Genomic DNA, 19,168 nt, shown 5'->3' on the forward strand with positions numbered 1-19,168 from the left:
ATACGACACGTAGGAGATGCAATTTCCATGACAGACGCACTCAAGCGCCTCTCTGAAGAAGGCGTCGCGATCTGGCTGGACGACCTGTCGCGCAAGCGCATCACGTCCGGCAACCTGGCCGAACTCATCGACCAGAGCCACGTCGTGGGCGTCACGACCAACCCGTCGATCTTCCAGAAGGCGATCTCTTCCGGAGACGGTTACGAGGAGCAGGTCGCCGACCTCGCCGCCCGCAAGGTGACCGTCGAGGAAGCCATCCGCATGATCACCACCGCGGATGTACGGGACGCCGCCGACATCCTGCGCCCGGTCTTCGACGCGACCGACGGTCAGGACGGCCGGGTCTCCATCGAGGTCGACCCGCGCCTGGCGCACAACACCAAGGCCACGGTCGCCGAGGCCAAGCAGCTGGCGTGGCTGGTCGACCGGCCGAACACACTGATCAAGATCCCGGCCACCAAGGCGGGGCTGCCGGCCATCACCGAGACCATCGGCCGGGGCATCAGCGTCAATGTCACGCTGATCTTCTCGCTCGAGCGCTACCGCGAGGTCATGGACGCCTACCTCGCGGGCCTGGAGAAGGCGAAGGCCAAGGGCCTGGACCTCTCCAAGATCCACTCGGTGGCCTCGTTCTTCGTGTCCCGTGTGGACACCGAGATCGACAAGCGCCTTGACGGCATCGGCACGGACGAGGCCAAGGCCCTCAAGGGCAAGGCCGCTCTCGCCAACGCCCGTCTCGCGTACGAGGCGTACGAAGAGGTCTTCGGCTCCGACCGCTGGGGCTCCCTCGACAAGGCCGGCGCCAACAAGCAGCGTCCGCTGTGGGCCTCGACCGGCGTCAAGGACCCGGCGTACAAGGACACCCTGTACGTGGACGACCTGGTCGCGCCCGGCACGGTGAACACCATGCCGGAGGCCACCCTGGAGGCGACCGCCGACCACGGCGAGATCGTCGGCAACACCATCGCCGGTACGTACGAGCAGGCCCGTGCCGAGCTCGACGCCGTCGAGAAGCTCGGGATCGCGTACGACGACGTCGTGCAGCTCCTCGAGGACGAGGGCGTCGAGAAGTTCGAGGCGTCCTGGAACGACCTGCTCAAGTCGACTGAGGCGGAGCTCAAGAAGCTCGCTCCCTCGGAGGGCTGACACCTTGACCGCAATCGGAGCCAACCCGCTCCGTGACGCTGCCGACCCACGGGGCCCGCGGTGCGCGCGGCCGTCGGGGCGGGTGGTCTTCGGCGTCACGGGGGGTTTGTCACGCAAAAAGCTGATGCCCGCTGTGTACGACCTGGCCAACCGCGGCCTGCTGCCGCCGGGCTTCTCGCTCGTCGGCTTCGCGCGCCGTGAGTGGCAGGACGAGGACTTCGCGCAGGAGGTGCACGACGCCGTCAAGGAGCACGCCAGGACGCCCTTCCGCGAGGAGGTCTGGCAGCAGCTGATCCAGGGCATGCGGTTCGTGCAGGGCGACTTCGACGACGACGACGCCTTCGAAACGCTCAAGGCCACCATCGAGGACCTGGACAAGAAGCAGGGCACGGGCGGGAACTTCGCGTTCTACCTCTCCGTACCGCCCAAGTTCTTCCCGAAGGTCGTCAAGCAGCTCAAGAAGCACGGTCTCGCCGACCAGGCGGGCGACGCCTGGCGGCGCGCGGTGATCGAGAAGCCCTTCGGGCACGATCTCGTCTCCGCGCAGGAGCTGAACTCGATCGTGCACGAGGTGTTCAAGCCGGACCAGGTGTTCCGGATCGACCACTACCTCGGCAAGGAGACCGTCCAGAACATCCTGGCGCTCCGCTTCGCCAACACGCTCTTCGAGCCGCTCTGGAACCGGTCGTACGTCGACCATGTGCAGATCACGATGGCCGAGGACATCGGCATCGGCGGCCGTGCCGGCTACTACGACGGCATCGGCGCCGCGCGTGACGTGATCCAGAACCACCTGCTCCAGCTGCTCGCACTGACCGCGATGGAGGAGCCCTCCTCCTTCGACGCGGACGCGCTCGCGGCCGAGAAGACCAAGGTGCTCGGCGCGGTCAAGCTGCCCGACGACCTGTCCACCGGCACGGTGCGCGGTCAGTACACGGCCGGCTGGCAGGGTGGCGAGAAGGTCATCGGTTATCTGCAGGAGGACGGCATCAACGCGTCCTCCAAGACCGACACCTACGCCGCGGTGAAGCTGCAGATCGACAACCGCCGCTGGGCGGGTGTGCCGTTCTATCTGCGCACCGGCAAGCGGCTCGGGCGTCGGGTCACCGAGATCGCGGTGGTCTTCCAGCGCGCTCCGCACTCCCCGTTCGACCACACGGCGACCGAGGAGCTGGGCCGCAACGCCCTGGTCATCCGGGTCCAGCCGGACGAGGGCGTGACGGTGCGCTTCGGCTCCAAGGTGCCGGGCACGTCGATGGAGGTCCGGGACGTGTCCATGGACTTCGCGTACGGCGAGTCCTTCACCGAGTCGAGCCCCGAGGCGTACGAGCGCCTGATCCTCGATGTCCTGCTCGGCGACTCCAACCTCTTCCCGCGTACGGAGGAGGTCGAGCTGTCCTGGAAGATCCTCGATCCGATCGAGCAGTACTGGGACAGCAACGGCAAGGCCGCCGAGTATCCGGCGGGCACCTGGGGTCCCGCCGAGGCGGACGAAATGCTCGAACGAGACGGACGGAGCTGGCGTCGGCCATGAAGATCGACCTCACGGACACGACCTCCAGCAAGATCAACAAGGCGCTCGTCAAGGGGCGCCGGGCCATCGGCACCCCTGCCGTCGGCATGGTGCTCACCCTCGTCATCGTCACCGACGAGGAGAACGCCTACGACGCGCTCAAGGCCGCCAGCGACGCGTCGCGCGAGCACCCCTCGCGCACGCTCGTGGTCATCAAGCGCGCCTCCCGTTCGCCCCGCGACCGCACCCAGTCCCGGCTCGACGCCGAGGTCAGGGTCGGCGCGGACGCGGGCACGGGCGAGACCGTGGTGCTCCGCCTGCACGGCGAGATCATCAACCACGCCCAGTCCGTGGTGCTCCCGCTGCTGCTGCCGGACGCGCCCGTCGTCGTCTGGTGGCCGGTGAACGCCCCGCTGTCGCCCGCCACCGACCCGCTCGGTGCGCTGGCCCAGCGCCGTGTCACCGACACGTACGCGGCCGAGCAGCCCATCCACGAACTGACCGCGCGCGCCGACACGTACACCCCCGGCGACACGGACCTGTCCTGGACCCGCATCACGCCCTGGCGCTCGATGCTGGCCGCCGCGCTCGACCAGGTGACCTGCAAGGTGACCGAGGTCGAGGTGGAGGGCGAGGAGTTCAACCCCAGCTGCGAGCTGCTCGCGATGTGGCTGGCGGACCGGCTGGGCGTCCCGGTGCACCGCACCCTCTCGGCGGGGCCGGGTCTGACCGCGGTACGGATGAACACCGACTGCGGCCCGATCGTCCTCGACCGCGCCGACGGCTCGCTCGCGACGCTCTCCATGCAGGGCCAGCCCGACCGTGCCGTGGCGCTCAAGCGCCGCGAGACGGCCGAGCTGATCGCCGAGGAGCTGCGTCGGCTCGACCCGGACGACACCTATGCGTCCGCGCTGAAGTTCGGCGTGGACCGGCTGGGTGAGCCGAGCTCCATGCAGACGGTGCCGCCGGTGGAGTCGACGGAAACGGCGTCCGAGTCCGGCGGGGAATCCGGGGCCGGTGGGGAGTCCGCCTCCGCTGCCGCGAAGAAGAAGCCCGCCGCCCGTCCGGCCAAGAAGGCGGCGAGCAAGTGAGCTCCTCGCCCCAGCTGGTCGTCCACCGCGACAAGGACCTGATGGCGCAGGCCGCCGCGGCCCGGCTGCTCACGAAGATCGTGGACGCCCAGGCCGCGCGCGGCTCGGCGTCGGTGGTCCTCACGGGCGGCCGTAACGGCAACGGTCTGCTCGCCGCCCTGGCCGCCTCTCCGGCCCGGGACGCGATCGACTGGTCGCGGCTCGATCTGTGGTGGGGCGACGAAAGGTTCCTGCCGGAGGGCGACCCGGACCGCAATGTCACACAGGCCCGCGAGGCCCTGCTCGACGCGGTGCCGCTCGACCCGGCTCGTGTGCACGCGATGCCGGCTTCGGACGGTGCGTACGGGGCCTCCTCAGAGGGTGCGGACGCGGCGGCGGAGGCCTACGCGCGGGAGCTCGCGGCAGCCGCACGCCCCGAGAACCACGCCGAAGTCCCCTCCTTCGACGTGCTGTTGCTCGGCGTCGGCCCGGACACCCATGTCGCGTCGCTGTTCCCCGAGCACCCCGGTGTCCGCGAGACGGAGCGCATGGTGATCGGCGTCCACGGCGCGCCCAAGCCGCCGCCCACCCGCATCTCGCTCACGCTCCCCGCGATCCGCGCGGCGCGTGAGGTGTGGCTGCTCGCGGCGGGCGAGGACAAGGCGAAGGCCGCGGCGATCGCGCTGTCCGGCGCGGGTGAGATCCAGGCCCCGGCGGCGGGTGCGTACGGCCGCGCCCGCACGCTGTGGCTGCTGGACTCGGCCGCCGCTTCCCAGTTGCCGCGCGAGCTGTATCCGCCGGCGCTGGCATGACCCCCGAGGTCCAGGCCCTGCTCGCCCGCCAGTCCCCCGCAGTAGCGGAAACGGCCTGGCGGGCGGTCGGCCTGATCCTGGAGCTGTACCCCGACGCGGTGGTCACCGTCGACGGGGGCGACATCGGCTTCGGTTCGGGCGCCGGCTACAAGGGCCTGGTCTTCGTCGTCTCGCCGCATACGTCCTGGGTCACTCTGGGCCTGGCGAACGGTGCGGCACTGCCCGACCCGGAGGGTCTCCTCCAGGGAAAGGGCAAGGTGCACCGCCACGTGAAGCTGCACTCCCCCGCCGATGCCGACCGCCCGGCGCTGCGCGCGGTGATGGGCGAGGCGGTGGCCCGGCGGGCGTAGGCCCCCGCGAGGCGGTAGCCCGGCGGCCGTAGGCCCCGGCGATTCGGTGGCTCGGCGGACATAGGCCCGTGGAGGCGGTGGCCCGGCGGGCGTAGGCAGGCCCGCTCCGGATGCAACGCCGCCGCTCAACTGGCGTACGGGTTAACCGAGTTGGACCTCCCGACTCCCTACGGGTGCCCCTGCGGAGGCCCGTACGGCTGCCCCTGGGGTGGACCGTACGGATTCCCCTGCGGTGAGCCGTAAGGATTCCCCTGTGGCGGCCCGTACGGAAAGCCCTGCCCCGGCGGCGGCGCATGCGGCGGCCGCGGCGGCGGGACCGTGGGCGTGGCGCGGACATGCGGGTGGGCCGTGAGACGGATGCCGTGATGGCGGCGCAGGCGGCTCATCTCGAAGAGGGCGATGCCCGTCACCGCGAGCGGTGCGCCCAGGATGAACAGGAACCCTGCCGCGAGGCCGAGCCCGTGCAGGTCTCCGGTGATCAGGTCGGGCAGGGCCATCAGCCAGCTGGTGACCGTCGCGAGCAGGGGCGGCAGGCAGCGGTGGATGGCCGCCGTGCCGAAGAAGTTGCCGTTGACCTGGATCGCCGCCTGGGCGATGAAGACGAGCCCCCAGATGCCGCCGAACGCCATGAAGAACGAGAACAACAGGCCGCCGTTGCCGTTCGCGGCGGCCAGCGACAGCGTGCCGACGATGCCGACCAGGGCGATCACGAAGAAGAGCAACAGCCGCAGCGAGCCGAACAGTGGGGTTTTCAAGGCCCTCAGCGGACCGCTGCGGCGCCAGACCAGGAGCATCACGCCGACCGTGAGCGGAGTGATGAGCAGCAGGACGATACCGGCGACGACCAGGTTCTCCATGACCTGCGCGAAGTCGAAGCCGCCCGCGAGGAACGTGTAGACCCCGACCGTCGCGATCATTCCGGCGATGATCCTGAACCGCTTCAGATTGTCGACGACCGGATCGAGCGGCTCCGGGATCCAGGACGGGTGGAAGACCGCATAGGCCGCACCTCTGGGCCACCAGCGCGATGTCTCCGCCGCACTGCGCCGATATCCGTACCGCCGTCTCACCATTGCGCCCACTCCCCCGAGTCCCGCCCGTCTGCCGACCCGCGATCTTAGCGCCACATGCGGGACGGGCAAGTCCGCTTCCGCGCACTGGAATTGAGCCGGATTTAGACACTGTTGAACACCGTCCCCCGTCCATCCGTACTGCCTCACGGATACGGGCGCCGAGGCGCTCCGTCGCAGGAACACAGGGGACACAGGGGCGAAGGGGAGTGTGGGGTATGCCTCCGGAGATCGTCGGCAGGTCGGGGTCGCTCGCGGGCGAGCGTTTCGGGATCGGGAGTGCGGCGCTGACATTCGGGCGCAGGAGCGGGAACAGCGTGGTGATCGAGAGCGTGAGCGCCTCGCGGTTCCACGCCGAAGTGCGCCGCGAGAACCACGGGTTCGTGCTGTACGACCGGGGCAGCGTGAACGGGACGCTGGTCAACGGCGAGCACGTGACCTCTCATGTGCTGCGCCCCGGCGATGTGTTCACGATCGGCGAGGAGACCTTCGGCTTCGAGGCCGCCGACCCGCTGGAGACCATCATCGACCTGTCGGTGCTCGAAGCACTGAAGCCGCCGCCCGCCGAGGAGCGCGGCCCGGTCCTGAACGTGACCGTCTCCGGCGGCGGCCCGGTCGGGCTCGGTCTTGCGCTGCTGCTCGAATCGCTGATGGGCGAGCGGGTCTCGCTCACCGTCTACGACGGCCGCTGGACCACCGCGCGTGACGGCCGTGTCGTATGGAAGGACGAGGACCAGGGCAACGTTCGGCGTCAGCAGGTCGTCACCGTGCAGAGCCGGCAGTATCTCGCTCTGCCTCAGGAGGTACGGGAACGGCTGTTCCGCGAGGGCACCTTCAGCGAGATGTGGCCCGCCGGTCCCGATTCGGTCCAGGGGCACAATCCTCGCAACATCCGGATCGCGTACGTCGAGGACACGCTCCTCGCGATGGCGAACGAGAAGCCGCGGCGGATCCGGCTCGTGCCTCAGTGGTTCGACGCCGTCAAGCACCAGGAGGTGACCGCCGCCGGCCATGTGCTCGCGATCTGCGAGGGCGGGCGCTCCAGGACCCGGGCGCACTTCGCGGAGAAGTTCGGGCAGGCCGATGCGTCCATCTACTCGCTCGACGGCGAGCATCTGCAGGATGTCGTGCTCGGTCTGAAGGTGAAGTCCCGTCTGTCCGACCCGATGTCGGTCCTGCTCACAGTGGCGCAGAATCGCTTCCTGCTGAACTCCCTGCACGGCGAGGGCTTTTTGAACATGCGCCTGACCGCGGACGAGGCGCGCGAGGTCATCGGCATCGACCCCGTGCGGCAGGTGTTCGAGGAGTGCATCGCGTCCCGGCCGTGTGTCATGAACCGCGGCGCGGACGGCGACTTCTCCTGCGCCACCCACAGCACGCTGTTCCTGCCGGCACTGATCAAGGGCTCGGCGCTGTGGAAGCGGGTGAAGGAGGGCCTGGTCCTCTTCGGTGTGGACGAGGACGACCTGGCCGCCGTCACGGCCTTCCGCCTCGACATGGTGCAGCGCCCGCGCTTCACGGCCCGGCTCCACGCACCCACGGCCACCGCCCCCGGCACGTACGGATTCCTGCTCGGTGACGCGGCCAACGCGATCCACTTCTGGCCGGGGCGCGGCCTCAACAGCGGTCTGGGTTCGGCGATCTCGCTTGCCCGGTCGCTGAGCGGGCTGTGGCGCGGCCGGCCGTTCCGCGATGCCGATTTCGTACGCCACGAGGCCGCGATGTCGATGCTCCAGTACCGGCACAAGAGCCGTGCGTGGAACTCGATGGTCGCCACGGAGGCGGACGGTGAGACCGTGGCGATCAAGGAGAAGATCGGCCGGAGTGTCGCGGAGGCCGACCTGATCACCCTGGACCGCGAGGCCGACCTCGATGGCCTGATGGACGAACTGCGCCGTATCCGCGGCCGGTTGGCTCCCCGTATCGACGGCATGCCCGACGATGAGACGCTGCGCAGCCACATCGAGCTCCTGCGCAGCGAGACACTCCACACGCTGCGCAGGAGCGGGCCCTGGGACACCCAGATCGTGGGCGGTGAGGAGGTCGACATCGACATCTTCTATCCGGCGGTGAACCCACAGCCTGATGCGGTGAACCCACAGCCCGATGCGGTGGCCCCGCAGCCCAGCACGGTGGCCCCACCACCCGACGAAGAACAGCCTGAGCCCGGGCACCAGTCGCAAGCCCGGCCGGCCGAGCTCGAAGGTCAGGCCGCCTGATAGCTCGTGCCGTCCTTCGTGCGCCGCAGCAGCCCGCCCTCCACGCAGTAGCGACGCAGCATCGCGCTGTCGTCGTGCACGGTGGTGAAGCGCTGGTTCACCTCGGGCTCGGTGTAGGGGTGGTTCTCCTCGAAGAGCGTGCGGACGAGGTACGCGAGCAGCTCATGGCGTACGGCGGGCCGCATGGGCATCGAACGCAGCCGCCCCTCGGCGAAGAACGCCCGCAATTCCTTGGGGACGCCCTGCTCTTCGCCCTGCGTCTCGGCCGCGAGGGCCTCCTGGAACACCGACGCGTCGGCCTTGAACGACCCGTCGGGCAGCGGTTCGACGAGACCCGCCTTGATCAGCCGGGCCAGATGCTTCTGCCCGGCCTTGCCCGAGGCCGCCTCGGTGGCATCACCGAAGCGGACGATGCTGGCGTACAGCTTGAGACGTTCGGGATCGGCGAGAGCGGCGAGCAGTTGGCGGCTCATGGGACGGGCCTTCCTGAGGGTGACGTAACCGGGGCCGTCGGGCGCCGGCGGACGGATCCGCCGGGCACAACCGCAGCAGTGTCACCCCGGGGCCAGGTGCCGCGCACCCGAATATCGGGCGCGCGGCACCCTGACGGTCAACGTCCGCGCAGCTCCCGGTACTTGGCGACCAGCGCCTTGGACGAGGCGTCAAGACCGGGCACGTCGGCGCCCTCGGTCAGGGCCGGCTCGACCCGCTTCGCGAGGACCTTGCCGAGCTCGACGCCCCACTGGTCGAAGGAGTCGATGTTCCAGACCGCACCCTGCACGAACACCTTGTGCTCGTAGAGCGCGATCAGCTGGCCGAGCACGGAGGGCGTGAGCTCCGAGGCCAGGATCGTGGTCGTGGGGTGGTTGCCCTTGAACGTCTTGTGCGTGACCAGCTCCTCCGGCACGCCCTCCCCGCGCACTTCTTCGGGCGTCTTGCCGAAGGCGAGCGCCTGAGTCTGGGCGAAGAAGTTCGCCATCAGGAGGTCGTGCTGGGCGACGAGGCCGGGCAGCAGGTCGTCGACCGGCTTGGCGAAGCCGATGAAGTCGGCCGGGATGACCTTCGTGCCCTGGTGGATCAGCTGATAGTAGGCGTGCTGCCCGTTGGTGCCGGGCGTGCCCCAGACCACAGGGCCGGTCTGCCAGTCGACGGGGTTGCCGTCGCGGTCCACGGACTTGCCGTTGGACTCCATGTCCAGCTGCTGGAGGTACGCCGTGAACTTGGACAGGTAGTGCGAGTACGGCAGCACCGCGTGCGACTGCGCGTCGAAGAACGCCCCGTACCAGACACCCAACAGGCCCAGAAGAAGCGGTGCGTTGGCCTCGGCGGGCGCCGTGCGGAAGTGCTCGTCGACGAGGTGGAAGCCGTCGAGCATCTCCCGGAAGTTGTCCGGGCCGATGGCGATCATCAGGGAGAGACCGATCGCCGAGTCGTACGAGTAGCGGCCGCCGACCCAGTCCCAGAACTCGAACATGTTGGCCGTGTCGATGCCGAACTCCGCGACCTTCTCGGCGTTCGTCGACAGCGCCACGAAATGCTTGGCCACGGCGTCCTGACCGGCCCGCAGTTCGGTGAGCAGCCAGTCGCGTGCCGAGGTCGCGTTGGTGATCGTCTCGATGGTGGTGAAGGTCTTCGAGGCGATGATGAACAGCGTCTCGGCCGGGTCCAGGTCCCGTACGGCCTCGTGCAGATCGGCGCCGTCCACGTTGGACACGAAGCGGACGGTCAGGTCGCGCTGGGTGAAGGAGCGCAGCACCTCGTACGCCATCGCGGGACCGAGGTCGGAGCCGCCGATGCCGATGTTGACGATGTTCTTGATGGGCTTGCCGGTGTGGCCGGTCCACTCGCCGGAGCGGACCTTCTCGGAGAACGCGCTCATCTTGTCGAGCACGGCGTGCACCTCGGGCACCACGTTCTGCCCGTCGACCTCGATCACGGCCTCGCGCGGCGCGCGAAGCGCCGTGTGCAGGACGGCCCGGTCCTCGGTCGTATTGATCTTGTCGCCGCGGAACATGGCGTCACGCAGCCCGAACACATCGGTCGCCACGGCCAGCTCACGCAGGAGAGCCAGGGTCTCGTCGGTGACGAGCTGCTTGGAGTAGTCCAGGTGCAGATCGCCGACCCGCAGGGTGTAGCCGGTGCCGCGCCCTGGGTCGCTCGCGAAGAGATCGCGCAGATGCGTCTCGTCCAGCTGCTCCCGGTGCTTGGCCAGCGCCGCCCATTCGGGCATCTGGTTCAGCCGCGTACGGTCACTTGCGTTCATCTCGGACTTCCAGCCTTCTTGTCGTCCTGAGCACTCGGCGTGAGTGCTGCGCCCCTGCCCCACCAACCTAATTGATCAGATGTCGCCCCGAGGCCCGTCGACCCGGCGCACCGGGAGCAGGACCGCCACGGCCGCGACGAACACTCCGGCCGCGAGCAGCGCCGGAGCGTTCAGGCCCCAGGCCGTGGCCACCACACCGCCGAGCAGGGCGCCCAGCGGGGCTCCGGCCACCGCGAGGGTGCGATAGGCGGCACTGATCCTGCCCAGCATCTCTCGCGGGCTGCGCTCCTGCATCAGCGTGCGCTGGCTGACGTTCCACACGATGCTCATCACGCCGAAGAGCGCCAGGCACACCAGCGCCGCCCACAGGGCTCTGACCAGGCCCATCGCAAGGAGACAGGCCAGCTGCACGACCCCGGCGACGAGCACGCTCCGTAGCCGCCCGAGCTTCGCCGCGAGCCGGCCGGCCACGAAACCGCCGGCCACGCTGCCCGCCGAGAAGGCGGTGAGGGCCGCGGCATAGCCACCGTTCCCGGCGTCCAGCCACCACTTCACGTGCAGGACGAGGGTGGCGATCAGCGCGCCCATGCCGATGTTGCTGAGTGTGGTCGCCCAGCACAGCGCCCGCAGCGGCCGGTCACGCCACAGCACCCGGACGCCTTCGGCGATGTCTCCCCGCAGTGTCGCGCCCGCGGGCCGGGGCGCCCGCTCAGGGGCCGGTATCCGCAGCGAGGCGATCAGGAACGCACCGACGACGTAGGTGGCCGCGTCCACCCCGTACGGCAGCGCGATCCCGCCCGCGAGCAGCACGGGCACCAGCGGGGCGGCCACAAAGCCGCCGGCGATCTGCTGTCCGGTCATCAGCCGCGCATTGGCACTGCCCAGGGCGCCCTCGGGCACGAGGGACGGCAGCAGGGCCGTGGCGGCGTTGTCGAAGAGCGTCTGGAAGGTGGTGAGCAGGAAGGCGAGGGCTATGAGCAGCCCGATCGAGGCATGCCCGAGGGCCACGGCCACCGCGAAGGCGGCCATGAGGACCCCTCGTACGACATCGACGGCCCACATCGCGCGCCGTTGGTCCACCCGGTCCGCCACGGCGCCGCCGAGCAGACCGAACAGCAGCCAGGGCAGATACCCGCACGCGCTCACCAAGGTGATCAGCAGGGGATCGTCGGTGAGCGAGGCGGCGAGCAGCGGCAGCGCGGCCGTACGCAACGAGTCGCCGAACTTGGACAGCACAGCGGCCGTCCACAGGCGCCCGAACCCGCCCCGCCACATGGGCACTTGTACGCCCACAGCCTCGGTTGCAGCCACAACTCCCCCTTCGGTTCCAGTGATCGAAACCGTAGAGGGCGGCACTGACAATCGGCCGTGATGCCCGGGCAAACCCGTACACAAGAGGTCCGTCCGGACTCCCCGATAGGGATCCGATCGGACCTCAACTACTAAATCTCGCCCCGGAGTTTCGCGAGCGCCTCGGCCAGGATCGCCTCGCCGTCCGCGTCGCTGCGCCGCTCGCGCACATAGGCGAGATGCGTCTTGTACGGCTCGGTGCGCGGCGGGGCCGGCGGATTGTCCCGGTCCTGACCTGCCGGGAAGCCGCAGCGCGGGCAGTCCCAGGTGTCCGGTACCTGCGCGTCGCTGGCGAAACTGGGCCGCGTCTCATGCCCGTTGGAGCACCAGAAGGCGATGCGCAGACGCGGCGCAGACTCGCCCCGCTCGGCCTCGCCCATCGGCCCCGCTCCGACCCGACTTCCACGGATCGCGTTGCCACTTGCCACGGTCGTAACTCCCTGCGTAACGGTGCTGCACAGCGTTGCCCACCGGCGGCTGCGCCGCGGGTGCCACCAGCCTGAGCCAGTCTACGGAAGGCCCAACGCGCGTCCAGTGATTGGAGTTACACCCCCACCCCGAGACGTACGCCCCATATTAAGCACAGCGTAAGTCCCGGCGGGGACGGGGGAACGAAGTCCCGCCGTAATAACGCGGGCAGCAAAACGGGCGACCGCCCCGAAAACGAGGCGGCCGCCCGAAAAGCGAAACTACGCAGAAGCGCGGAAAAGGCTCAGCTGTCCAGCTTCATCAGCAGGCCGAGCACCACGATGCAGGCGAACCACAGCAGACCGACCACGATGGTGATGCGGTCGAGGTTGCGCTCTGCGACGGAGGAGCCGCCGACGGAGGACTGCATACCGCCACCGAACATGTCGGAGAGGCCGCCGCCCTTTCCCTTGTGCATCAGGACAAGGAGCATCAGCAGCAGGCTGAAGACGATCAGGGCGATCGAGAAGCCCATAACCACGGCTGGACCAACTTCCTCGGATTCGGACAGAAAGACGGGGGCCGCCCCTCGGAGAGGAAGCCGACCCCCGTCAGGGTACCGGACCCTACTGGTCGCGGAACCGGACGATCTTGACGAACTCGTCGGCGTCGAGCGCGGCACCGCCCACCAGGGCGCCGTCCACATCGGGCTGCGCCATGATCGCGGCGACGTTGCCGGACTTTACGGAGCCGCCGTACTGGATACGGACCTTGTCGGCCAGCTCCTGCGAGTACAGCTCGGCCAGCCGCCCGCGGATCGCACCGCAGACCTCCTGGGCGTCCTCGGGAGTGGCGACCTCGCCGGTCCCGATGGCCCAGACCGGCTCGTACGCGATCACGATGGACTCGGCCTGCTCGGCCGGGATGTCCTTGAGCGCGCCGTCGAGCTGGTTCAGCGTGTACTGGACCTGCTGGCCGGCCTTGCGGATGTCGAGGCCCTCGCCGACGCACAGGATCGGCGTGATGCCGTGCTTGTAGGCGGCCTTGACCTTGGCGTTGCAGATCTGGTCGGTCTCGTTGTGGTACTGGCGGCGCTCCGAGTGGCCGATGGCCACGTAGGTGCACTTCAGCTTGGAGAGCATCGGGCCCGAGATCTCACCGGTGTAGGCACCGGAGTCGAACGCCGAGATGTCCTGGGCGCCGTACTTGATCTTGAGCTTGTCGCCGTCGACCAGGGTCTGCACACCGCGCAGGTCGGTGAAGGGCGGCAGGACCGCGACCTCTACGGCCTCGTAGTCCTTGTCGGCGAGCGCGAAGGCGAGCTTCTGGGTGTGGGCGATGGCCTCGAGGTGGTTGAGGTTCATCTTCCAGTTGCCTGCCATCAGGGGCATGCGCGTCATGATCTTCACTTCTCCAGTGCTACGAGGCCGGGGAGGGACTTGCCCTCGAGGTACTCAAGCGAGGCGCCGCCGCCGGTCGAGATGTGACCGACCTTGTCCTCACTGAAGCCGAGGATGCGGAACGCGGCGGCCGAGTCGCCGCCGCCGACCACGGAGAAGGCGGAGGAGTCCACGAGAGCCTGCGCGACCGCGCGGGTGCCGTTCGCGAAGTCCTTGTGCTCGAAGACGCCCATCGGGCCGTTCCAGAACACGGTGGCGGCGTCCTGCAGCTTGGCAGCGTACAGTTCCTCGGTCTTCGGGCCGATGTCCAGGCCCTCCTTGTCCGCCGGGATGGCGGTGGCGGCCACGGTGTCGGGGTGGACGTCGACCTGGTTCTTGAGGTCGGGGAAGTCCGCGGAGACCCGCACGTCGACGGGCAGCACGAACTCGACGCCCTTGGCCTCGGCCCGCTTCAGGTAGTCCTGGACGGCCGGGATCTGGTCCTTCTGCAGCAGGGACAGGCCGACCTCGTAGCCCTGGGCCGCGAGGAAGGTGTACGCCATGCCGCCGCCGATGAGGATCCGGTCGGCCTTCTCGATGAGGTTGTCGATGACGGCGAGCTTGTCGGAGACCTTGGCGCCGCCGAGCACGACCACGTAGGGGCGCTTGACGTCGTCGGTGAGCTTCTTGAGGACGCCGACCTCGGTGGCGATCAGATAGCCGGCGGCGTGCGGAAGACGGGCCGGCAGGTCGAAGACGGAGGCGTGCTTGCGGTGCACCGCGCCGAAGCCGTCGCCTACGTACACGTCCGCGAGGGCCGCGAGCTGGTCGGCGAAGGCGCCGCGCTCGGCGTCGTCCTTGGAGGTCTCGCCGGCGTTGAAGCGCAGGTTCTCGATGACGGCGACCTGGCCGTCGGCGAGGCCGGCGACGGTCGACGATGCGGACTCGCCGACCGTGTCGGCCGCGAACGCCACGTCGGCGCCGAGGAGTTCACCCAGGCGCGCGGCGGCGGGGGCGAGCGAGAAGGCCGGGTCCGGGGCGCCCTTGGGGCGGCCCAGGTGCGAGGCGACGACCACGCGGGCGCCGGCCCCGGCGAGCGCCTTGACGGTGGGCGTGACGGCGCGGATGCGGCCGTCGTCGGTGATGGTGGTGCCGTCCAGCGGCACGTTGAGGTCGGCGCGGACGAAGACCCGCTTGCCGGCGACCCCTTCGGCGAGAAGCTCGTCGATCGTCTTCATGACTCAAGGACTCCTAGGGAGAAACAACGAAGAAAAGCTACAAGCGAACGGGGCCCGGACGACGCCTCAACTGCGCGCCGTCCGAGCCCCATTGCTCACATCGAGGTGCCTGACTTGAGCGTCAGCTCAGAGCTGGCCGCCGACGAACTCCGTCAGGTCGACGAGGCGGTTGGAGTAGCCCCACTCGTTGTCGTACCAGCCGAGGATCTTCACGGTCTTGCCGTCCTGAACCATCGTCATCAGCGAGTCGAAGGTGCAGGAGGCCGGGTCGCTCACGATGTCGGAGGACACGATCGGGTCCTCGGTGTAGTACAGCCGGCCCTTGAGCGGACCGTCCTCCGAGGCCTTCTTGAACGCGGAGTTGACCTCGTCCTTGGTGACCTCGCGCTGCAGCTCCACGACCAGGTCGGTGGCCGAGCCGGTGGGAACCGGGACGCGCATCGCGATGCCGTCCAGCTTGCCCTTCAGCTGCGGGAGCACGAGCGAAGTGGCCTTCGCCGCACCGGTGGTGGTCGGGATGATGTTCTGCGCGGCCGTGCGGGCGCGGCGCAGGTCCGAGTGCGGGAAGTCGAGGATCCGCTGGTCGTTGGTGTACGCGTGGACCGTCGTCATCAGGCCCTTGACGATGCCGAAGTTCTCGTCGAGAACCTTCGCCATCGGCGCCACACAGTTGGTGGTGCAGGACGCGTTGGAGATGACGTGGTGGTTGGCCGCCTCGTACTTGTCCTCGTTGACGCCCATCACGATGGTGATGTCCTCGTCCTTGGCCGGAGCCGAGATGAGGACCTTCTTGGCGCCGCCGGCGATGTGCTTCTCGGCGTCGGCCTTCTTCGTGAAGATGCCGGTCGACTCGATGACGATGTCGACGCCCAGGTCACCCCACGGGATGTCGGCCGGGTTGCGCTCGGAGAGCACCTTGATGGTGTGACCATCGACGGTGATGGTGTCCTCGGTGTGCGACACCTCGCCCGGGAAGCGGCCGAGGATCGTGTCGTACTTCAGCAGATGCGCGGTGGTCTTGGTGTCACCCAGGTCGTTGACGGCAACGACCTCGATGTCCGCACCCTGAGCCTTCAGGGCCCGGAAGTAGTTGCGGCCGATACGACCAAAGCCATTGATGCCTACGCGGATCGTCACGAACCGATCTCCTCGTTGGTGCGCCGGACTGTCCGCCGGCGAGCTGTATGGGATGTCCCCGACCGCCTTCGACCCTACCTCTCCGGAGCCCTTCGGGTGACATCGAACGGGTCCGTACGAGTAAGGACGGCCCGCACCGGTTCGCCGGAAACGGGCCGTCGGGACCTTGGCCCCGGCTACGCACGGGAGCCGCGGCGCGGTTTCGGAGGCGGGGTCAACACACTGTCCACGCCGCAGTGCGGCAGGGGCCTTGCCCATGAGCTGATTGCGTGTCGCCTGACCTGGGATGTGTTCCAGACCGAAGCCGACGAGCACGCTGTCACGCGTGGTGACCGCCGCATAGGGCTTGTAGAGTTCGCCGGTCCGGGACCAGTCGCCGGTGATGTTGGGACTTCCGGCCGGTGATGCCGACACGGCCCATACACCGAGCCCCGACTCGAAGCCCTCGGTCTCGGTGACGGTGCCGCCGACGGCCACCTGGGCGTTGTCGGCGAAGACGCCGCGCAGCCCGAAGGACGGGTCGGTGACGTTGCTCAGTGACACCTCGACCTTCTTGCCCGCGTACGCGCTGAGGTCGAACGCGACCGGCTTCCAGCCGTCCGAGGCGCCGGAGAAGCTGTTCCACGCCCCACTGCTGCCGCCCGCGGTACAGGTGGTGCCGGTGCGGGTCAGGTAGCGCTCCAGGAACGGGTGGCCCCGCATGAAGAATCCGGCCCCGCACTCCTCGGGCACGGTCTGCGAGGTGTTCCCGTTCTTGTCGGGCAGCGTGGTCCAGTCGTCGCCGCCCGCGGTACGGGCTTCGAGCAGGGCGTGGTCGTAGCCGGGCTCGACGTTCCAGTTCATGACCAGCCGCAGCTCGGGTGCCTGGGCCGCGGTGACCCCGGTCAGATCGATGGTCCGGGTCAGCCGCTGCCAGTCGTTGTCCGCGTGCACCGAGGAGGCCATGCCCTGGCCCTCGTACGGCGCGTACGGGTTGGCCACTCCGGGATACGCACCGGCCTGGGCGCTCCTGAACAGCGGGAACTCGTCCGCGGGCAGGGTGTCCGAGGTGACGGTGTAGCGGCCGGCGCTGTCGAGCGGGTTGCCCTCGGCGCCCGCGAGCGGGGTGTCGACGCCGTTCAGGGCGCCGGCGCCGTCGAAGGTGGTGACGGCGGGCGTCGAGAGGCGCTCGTACGCCCCGAGGTAGTACTGCCCGAAGTCGTTGGAGTTCGCCCGGCCGATACGCACGGTTCCGCCCGCGCGCTCGCCGGCGACGATCACCTTGCCGCCTTCGTTGAGATACGCGCGGATGGCCAGGGTGGTGGGACCGCCCGGAGCCGGGTCGCCGGTGTAGTGCACGACCGTGTCGAAGTGCGCGAGGACGGCCAGCGGGTGGGGTGCGCCCTGGGCGGCCACGTCCCAGACGACCGCGCTGCGGCCGTTGGCCTTGAGCGCGTCCACGTACTTCTGTGCGTGCTTCTGCGCGGCGCCTTCCTCGGCCACGACGAGGGTGGAGGCACGGGGGCGTTCGACGACGGTGTACGTGAAGTGCTCGCTGGAGACCCGCGCGCCCTTCTTGGTGCGGCCCGTGTACCAGACCTCGACCTTGTCGCCCGGATCGGCGTCCTCGATCTCCGCTCTGTACTCGTCGAAGTAGAGGTTGTCGGCGCCGCCGAAGCGCTCACCGCCGCGCCAGGCCTCCAGATCCTCGTCGTGTGTACGGCCGCCGTTGATGCGGTAGTTGAGCTCCTTGTCGCGTACCGACTTGCGGGCGGTGACGGTGACTTCCTGGTCCGCGCCCCGTGCGTACGAGCCGGCGAACTTGTCGACCGTGAAGTCCGGTGCCTCGATACCGACCGGCGAGGAGGGCTGGTCGGGGTGCATCGCGCTCTCGGCGACCGCGACCGCGAACGGAATGTTCTTGGCGAACTCGTCCTGGATCAGCTTCTCGTCGTCCGGGAAGGTGAAGACGGACTCGCAGTCCCCGGGGTTCCAGGGGTCGTTCGGGTCCAGGTTGGAGATGGTCTGGCAGGTGGACATCTCCGGCGTGAACATCGCGATGCCGTTGACGTTGCCCGCGTGACCGTCGGCCTCGCCGTTGGTGGTGTACAGCTCGGAGGAGACCTGCGGACGGTAGCCGGGCACCGCGGAGTTCTCGGGCGTGCCGGCAAGTGCCTTGTAGAGCACGTCGTCCGGGGTCGGCGTGGCGACCTGCCAGCCGACTCCGTACAGGATCAGCTCGGCGGCGGAGTGGTAGTTGATGCCGTACTCGAAGCCGATGCGCTTTTGGAAGCGGTCGATCGCCACCGTCTCGGGCTCCGAGTTCGGACCGGCGCCGCGGTAGGTCTCGCTGGACAGGTCGGGGGACGAACCCTCGTTGTCGTAGCCCCACTTGTAGGCGAAGTTGCGGTTGAGGTCGACGCCGTCGGCCGCGGTGTGCGCGCCGTCCTTGTCGTTGTCCCGCATGTTCTTGCGCCACTGGCGGTCGCCGTCGGCCGCGTGCGTGTAGTCGTAGCCGTCCGGGTTGGCGGAGAGGACGAACCACAGCTCGGTGCTGTCGACGATCTTGGTGATCCTCGGGTCCTTGCCGTAGTTGTCGAGGTAGTGGTGCATCAGGCGGCGGGTCATCTCGGGGGTGATCCACTCGCGTGCGTGCTGGTTGGACAGGTACAGCGTCGAGGGCTTGGAGCCGTCGCGGTACTTGTCGGCACCCTTGCTGATCTTGAGCGCGAGGATGTCCTGGCCCTTGACGGTCTTTCCGATCGAGACGACCTTCGTCAGGCTGTTGTGCGCCTGACCGGTCTTGACGATCTCTTCCTTCAGGCCGCCCGCGCCGCCGTACGGACGGAAGACGCCGTCTCCGGCGGCCGCGAGCTTCTTCAGGGCCTGGGCCGAGACCTTGTGCTCCTTCATCTCGATGCCCTGCTCGCGGAGCCGACCGGCCTGCTGGTCGGTCAGATACAGCTCGACGCTCGCGGTGCCCTTCTGCGGTGCCTGCTCGGCCAGTTCATGTCCGTCCTGGCCGGCCTTGAGGAGCAACGGCACCTGCTCCTTGGTGACTTCGGCGCGGAACACCTTGATGGCGTCCGCGGCGGCGGGGTCGTCGGCGCCCGGGCCTTGCGCCTGGGCCAGCGGTGCGGCGAGTAATCCGCCTGCCAGGAGTGCGGCTGCGGCGAGCACCGCGTTCGCTCTTCGTCTCATGAGCCCCCCTTGCGGTTGTCCGGCACATTTGTG

General features: G+C 68.8%; 15 protein-coding genes and 1 pseudogene. 6 read left to right on the forward strand and 10 right to left on the reverse strand.

Going from position 1 to position 19,168, the window contains the following annotated elements; translation table 11 throughout:
- The first annotated feature begins 27 nt into the window (after window positions 1–27).
- The 5 genes from tal to JAO81_RS06070 are packed head-to-tail and all read left to right on the forward strand — an operon-like array spanning window position 28 to window position 4,891.
- The gene (gene tal / locus JAO81_RS06050) at window positions 28–1,146 is read left to right on the forward strand and encodes a transaldolase (protein ID WP_199546722.1); all 1,119 of its coding nucleotides are present in this window, start codon (window positions 28–30) and stop codon (window positions 1,144–1,146) included.
- A 4-nt stretch (window positions 1,147–1,150) separates the two neighbouring features.
- A complete protein-coding gene (zwf, locus tag JAO81_RS06055; RefSeq protein WP_199546723.1) occupies window positions 1,151–2,680 on the forward strand; it encodes a glucose-6-phosphate dehydrogenase in 1,530 nt (509 codons plus the stop codon).
- The gene (gene opcA / locus JAO81_RS06060) at window positions 2,677–3,750 is read left to right on the forward strand and encodes a glucose-6-phosphate dehydrogenase assembly protein OpcA (protein WP_199546724.1); all 1,074 of its coding nucleotides are present in this window, start codon (window positions 2,677–2,679) and stop codon (window positions 3,748–3,750) included. Before zwf ends, opcA begins: the two co-directional genes overlap by 4 nt.
- A complete protein-coding gene (pgl, locus tag JAO81_RS06065) occupies window positions 3,747–4,541 on the forward strand; it encodes a 6-phosphogluconolactonase (protein ID WP_199546725.1) in 795 nt (264 codons plus the stop codon). Before opcA ends, pgl begins: the two co-directional genes overlap by 4 nt.
- A complete protein-coding gene (locus tag JAO81_RS06070; RefSeq protein ID WP_199546726.1) occupies window positions 4,538–4,891 on the forward strand; it encodes a DUF1801 domain-containing protein in 354 nt (117 codons plus the stop codon). The genes pgl and JAO81_RS06070 overlap by 4 nt, the downstream gene beginning before the upstream one ends.
- Before the next feature lie 167 nt (window positions 4,892–5,058).
- On the opposite strand, the gene JAO81_RS06075 is transcribed toward JAO81_RS06070, so the two are convergent.
- Window positions 5,059–5,964, reverse strand: a complete 906-nt coding sequence (locus tag JAO81_RS06075; protein ID WP_199546727.1) for a hypothetical protein — start codon at window positions 5,962–5,964, stop codon at window positions 5,059–5,061.
- Window positions 5,965–6,179: 215 nt separating this feature from the next.
- On the opposite strand from JAO81_RS06075, the gene JAO81_RS06080 reads away from it, so the two are divergent.
- Window positions 6,180–8,180, forward strand: coding sequence for an FHA domain-containing protein (locus JAO81_RS06080; RefSeq protein ID WP_199546728.1), 2,001 nt, complete (start codon window positions 6,180–6,182; stop codon window positions 8,178–8,180).
- Here JAO81_RS06080 and JAO81_RS43625 read toward each other — a convergent pair.
- The 9 genes and pseudogenes from JAO81_RS43625 to JAO81_RS06125 all read right to left on the reverse strand — a co-directional run.
- On the reverse strand, window positions 8,168–8,653 hold the full coding sequence (locus tag JAO81_RS43625; protein ID WP_307813166.1) for a DUF2087 domain-containing protein: 486 nt from the start codon (window positions 8,651–8,653) through the stop codon (window positions 8,168–8,170). The two genes, JAO81_RS06080 and JAO81_RS43625, sit on opposite strands and share 13 nt — an antisense overlap.
- 137 nt (window positions 8,654–8,790) lie before the next feature.
- A complete protein-coding gene (pgi, locus tag JAO81_RS06090) occupies window positions 8,791–10,443 on the reverse strand; it encodes a glucose-6-phosphate isomerase (RefSeq protein ID WP_199546729.1) in 1,653 nt (550 codons plus the stop codon).
- 75 nt (window positions 10,444–10,518) lie between these two features.
- The gene (locus JAO81_RS06095) at window positions 10,519–11,754 is read right to left on the reverse strand and encodes an MFS transporter (RefSeq protein WP_307813169.1); all 1,236 of its coding nucleotides are present in this window, start codon (window positions 11,752–11,754) and stop codon (window positions 10,519–10,521) included.
- Between the two features lie 131 nt (window positions 11,755–11,885).
- On the reverse strand, window positions 11,886–12,173 hold the full coding sequence (locus tag JAO81_RS06100; protein ID WP_206343991.1) for an RNA polymerase-binding protein RbpA: 288 nt from the start codon (window positions 12,171–12,173) through the stop codon (window positions 11,886–11,888).
- Window positions 12,174–12,505: 332 nt separating this feature from the next.
- Window positions 12,506–12,736, reverse strand: a complete 231-nt coding sequence (gene secG, locus JAO81_RS06105; RefSeq protein ID WP_147990402.1) for a preprotein translocase subunit SecG — start codon at window positions 12,734–12,736, stop codon at window positions 12,506–12,508.
- Window positions 12,737–12,827: 91 nt separating this feature from the next.
- Window positions 12,828–13,604, reverse strand: a complete 777-nt coding sequence (tpiA, locus tag JAO81_RS06110; RefSeq protein ID WP_199546801.1) for a triose-phosphate isomerase — start codon at window positions 13,602–13,604, stop codon at window positions 12,828–12,830.
- 2 nt (window positions 13,605–13,606) lie between these two features.
- Window positions 13,607–14,818 (reverse strand): phosphoglycerate kinase, encoded by a 1,212-nt coding sequence (gene pgk, locus JAO81_RS06115; protein WP_199546730.1) that lies wholly within the window; start codon window positions 14,816–14,818, stop codon window positions 13,607–13,609.
- Between the two features lie 126 nt (window positions 14,819–14,944).
- Complete coding sequence (gene gap, locus JAO81_RS06120; protein WP_165333563.1) at window positions 14,945–15,955, reverse strand: type I glyceraldehyde-3-phosphate dehydrogenase; 1,011 nt, start codon at window positions 15,953–15,955, stop codon at window positions 14,945–14,947.
- Between the two features lie 234 nt (window positions 15,956–16,189).
- A pseudogene (locus JAO81_RS06125) lies at window positions 16,190–19,135 on the reverse strand (M14 family zinc carboxypeptidase); the annotation flags it as partial.
- Window positions 19,136–19,168 lie beyond the last annotated feature (33 nt).

It is taken from the genome of Streptomyces sp. N35 (assembly GCF_016464295.1).
GTDB lineage: Bacteria > Actinomycetota > Actinomycetes > Streptomycetales > Streptomycetaceae > Streptomyces.

Excerpts from the sequence above, each read along its gene's own strand:
- JAO81_RS43625 (WP_307813166.1), bottom strand. The coding sequence starts at position 8,653 with ATGAGCCGCCAACTGCTCGCCGCTCTCGCCGATCCCGAACGTCTCAAG.
- tal (WP_199546722.1), top strand. The coding sequence starts at position 28 with ATGACAGACGCACTCAAGCGCCTCTCTGAAGAAGGCGTCGCGATCTGG.
- JAO81_RS06100 (WP_206343991.1), bottom strand. The coding sequence starts at position 12,173 with ATGGGCGAGGCCGAGCGGGGCGAGTCTGCGCCGCGTCTGCGCATCGCC.
- opcA (WP_199546724.1), top strand. The coding sequence starts at position 2,677 with ATGAAGATCGACCTCACGGACACGACCTCCAGCAAGATCAACAAGGCG.
- JAO81_RS06070 (WP_199546726.1), top strand. The coding sequence starts at position 4,538 with ATGACCCCCGAGGTCCAGGCCCTGCTCGCCCGCCAGTCCCCCGCAGTA.
- pgk (WP_199546730.1), bottom strand. The coding sequence starts at position 14,818 with ATGAAGACGATCGACGAGCTTCTCGCCGAAGGGGTCGCCGGCAAGCGG.
- secG (WP_147990402.1), bottom strand. The coding sequence starts at position 12,736 with ATGGGCTTCTCGATCGCCCTGATCGTCTTCAGCCTGCTGCTGATGCTC.
- JAO81_RS06080 (WP_199546728.1), top strand. The coding sequence starts at position 6,180 with ATGCCTCCGGAGATCGTCGGCAGGTCGGGGTCGCTCGCGGGCGAGCGT.
- pgi (WP_199546729.1), bottom strand. The coding sequence starts at position 10,443 with ATGAACGCAAGTGACCGTACGCGGCTGAACCAGATGCCCGAATGGGCG.
- JAO81_RS06075 (WP_199546727.1), bottom strand. The coding sequence starts at position 5,964 with ATGGTGAGACGGCGGTACGGATATCGGCGCAGTGCGGCGGAGACATCG.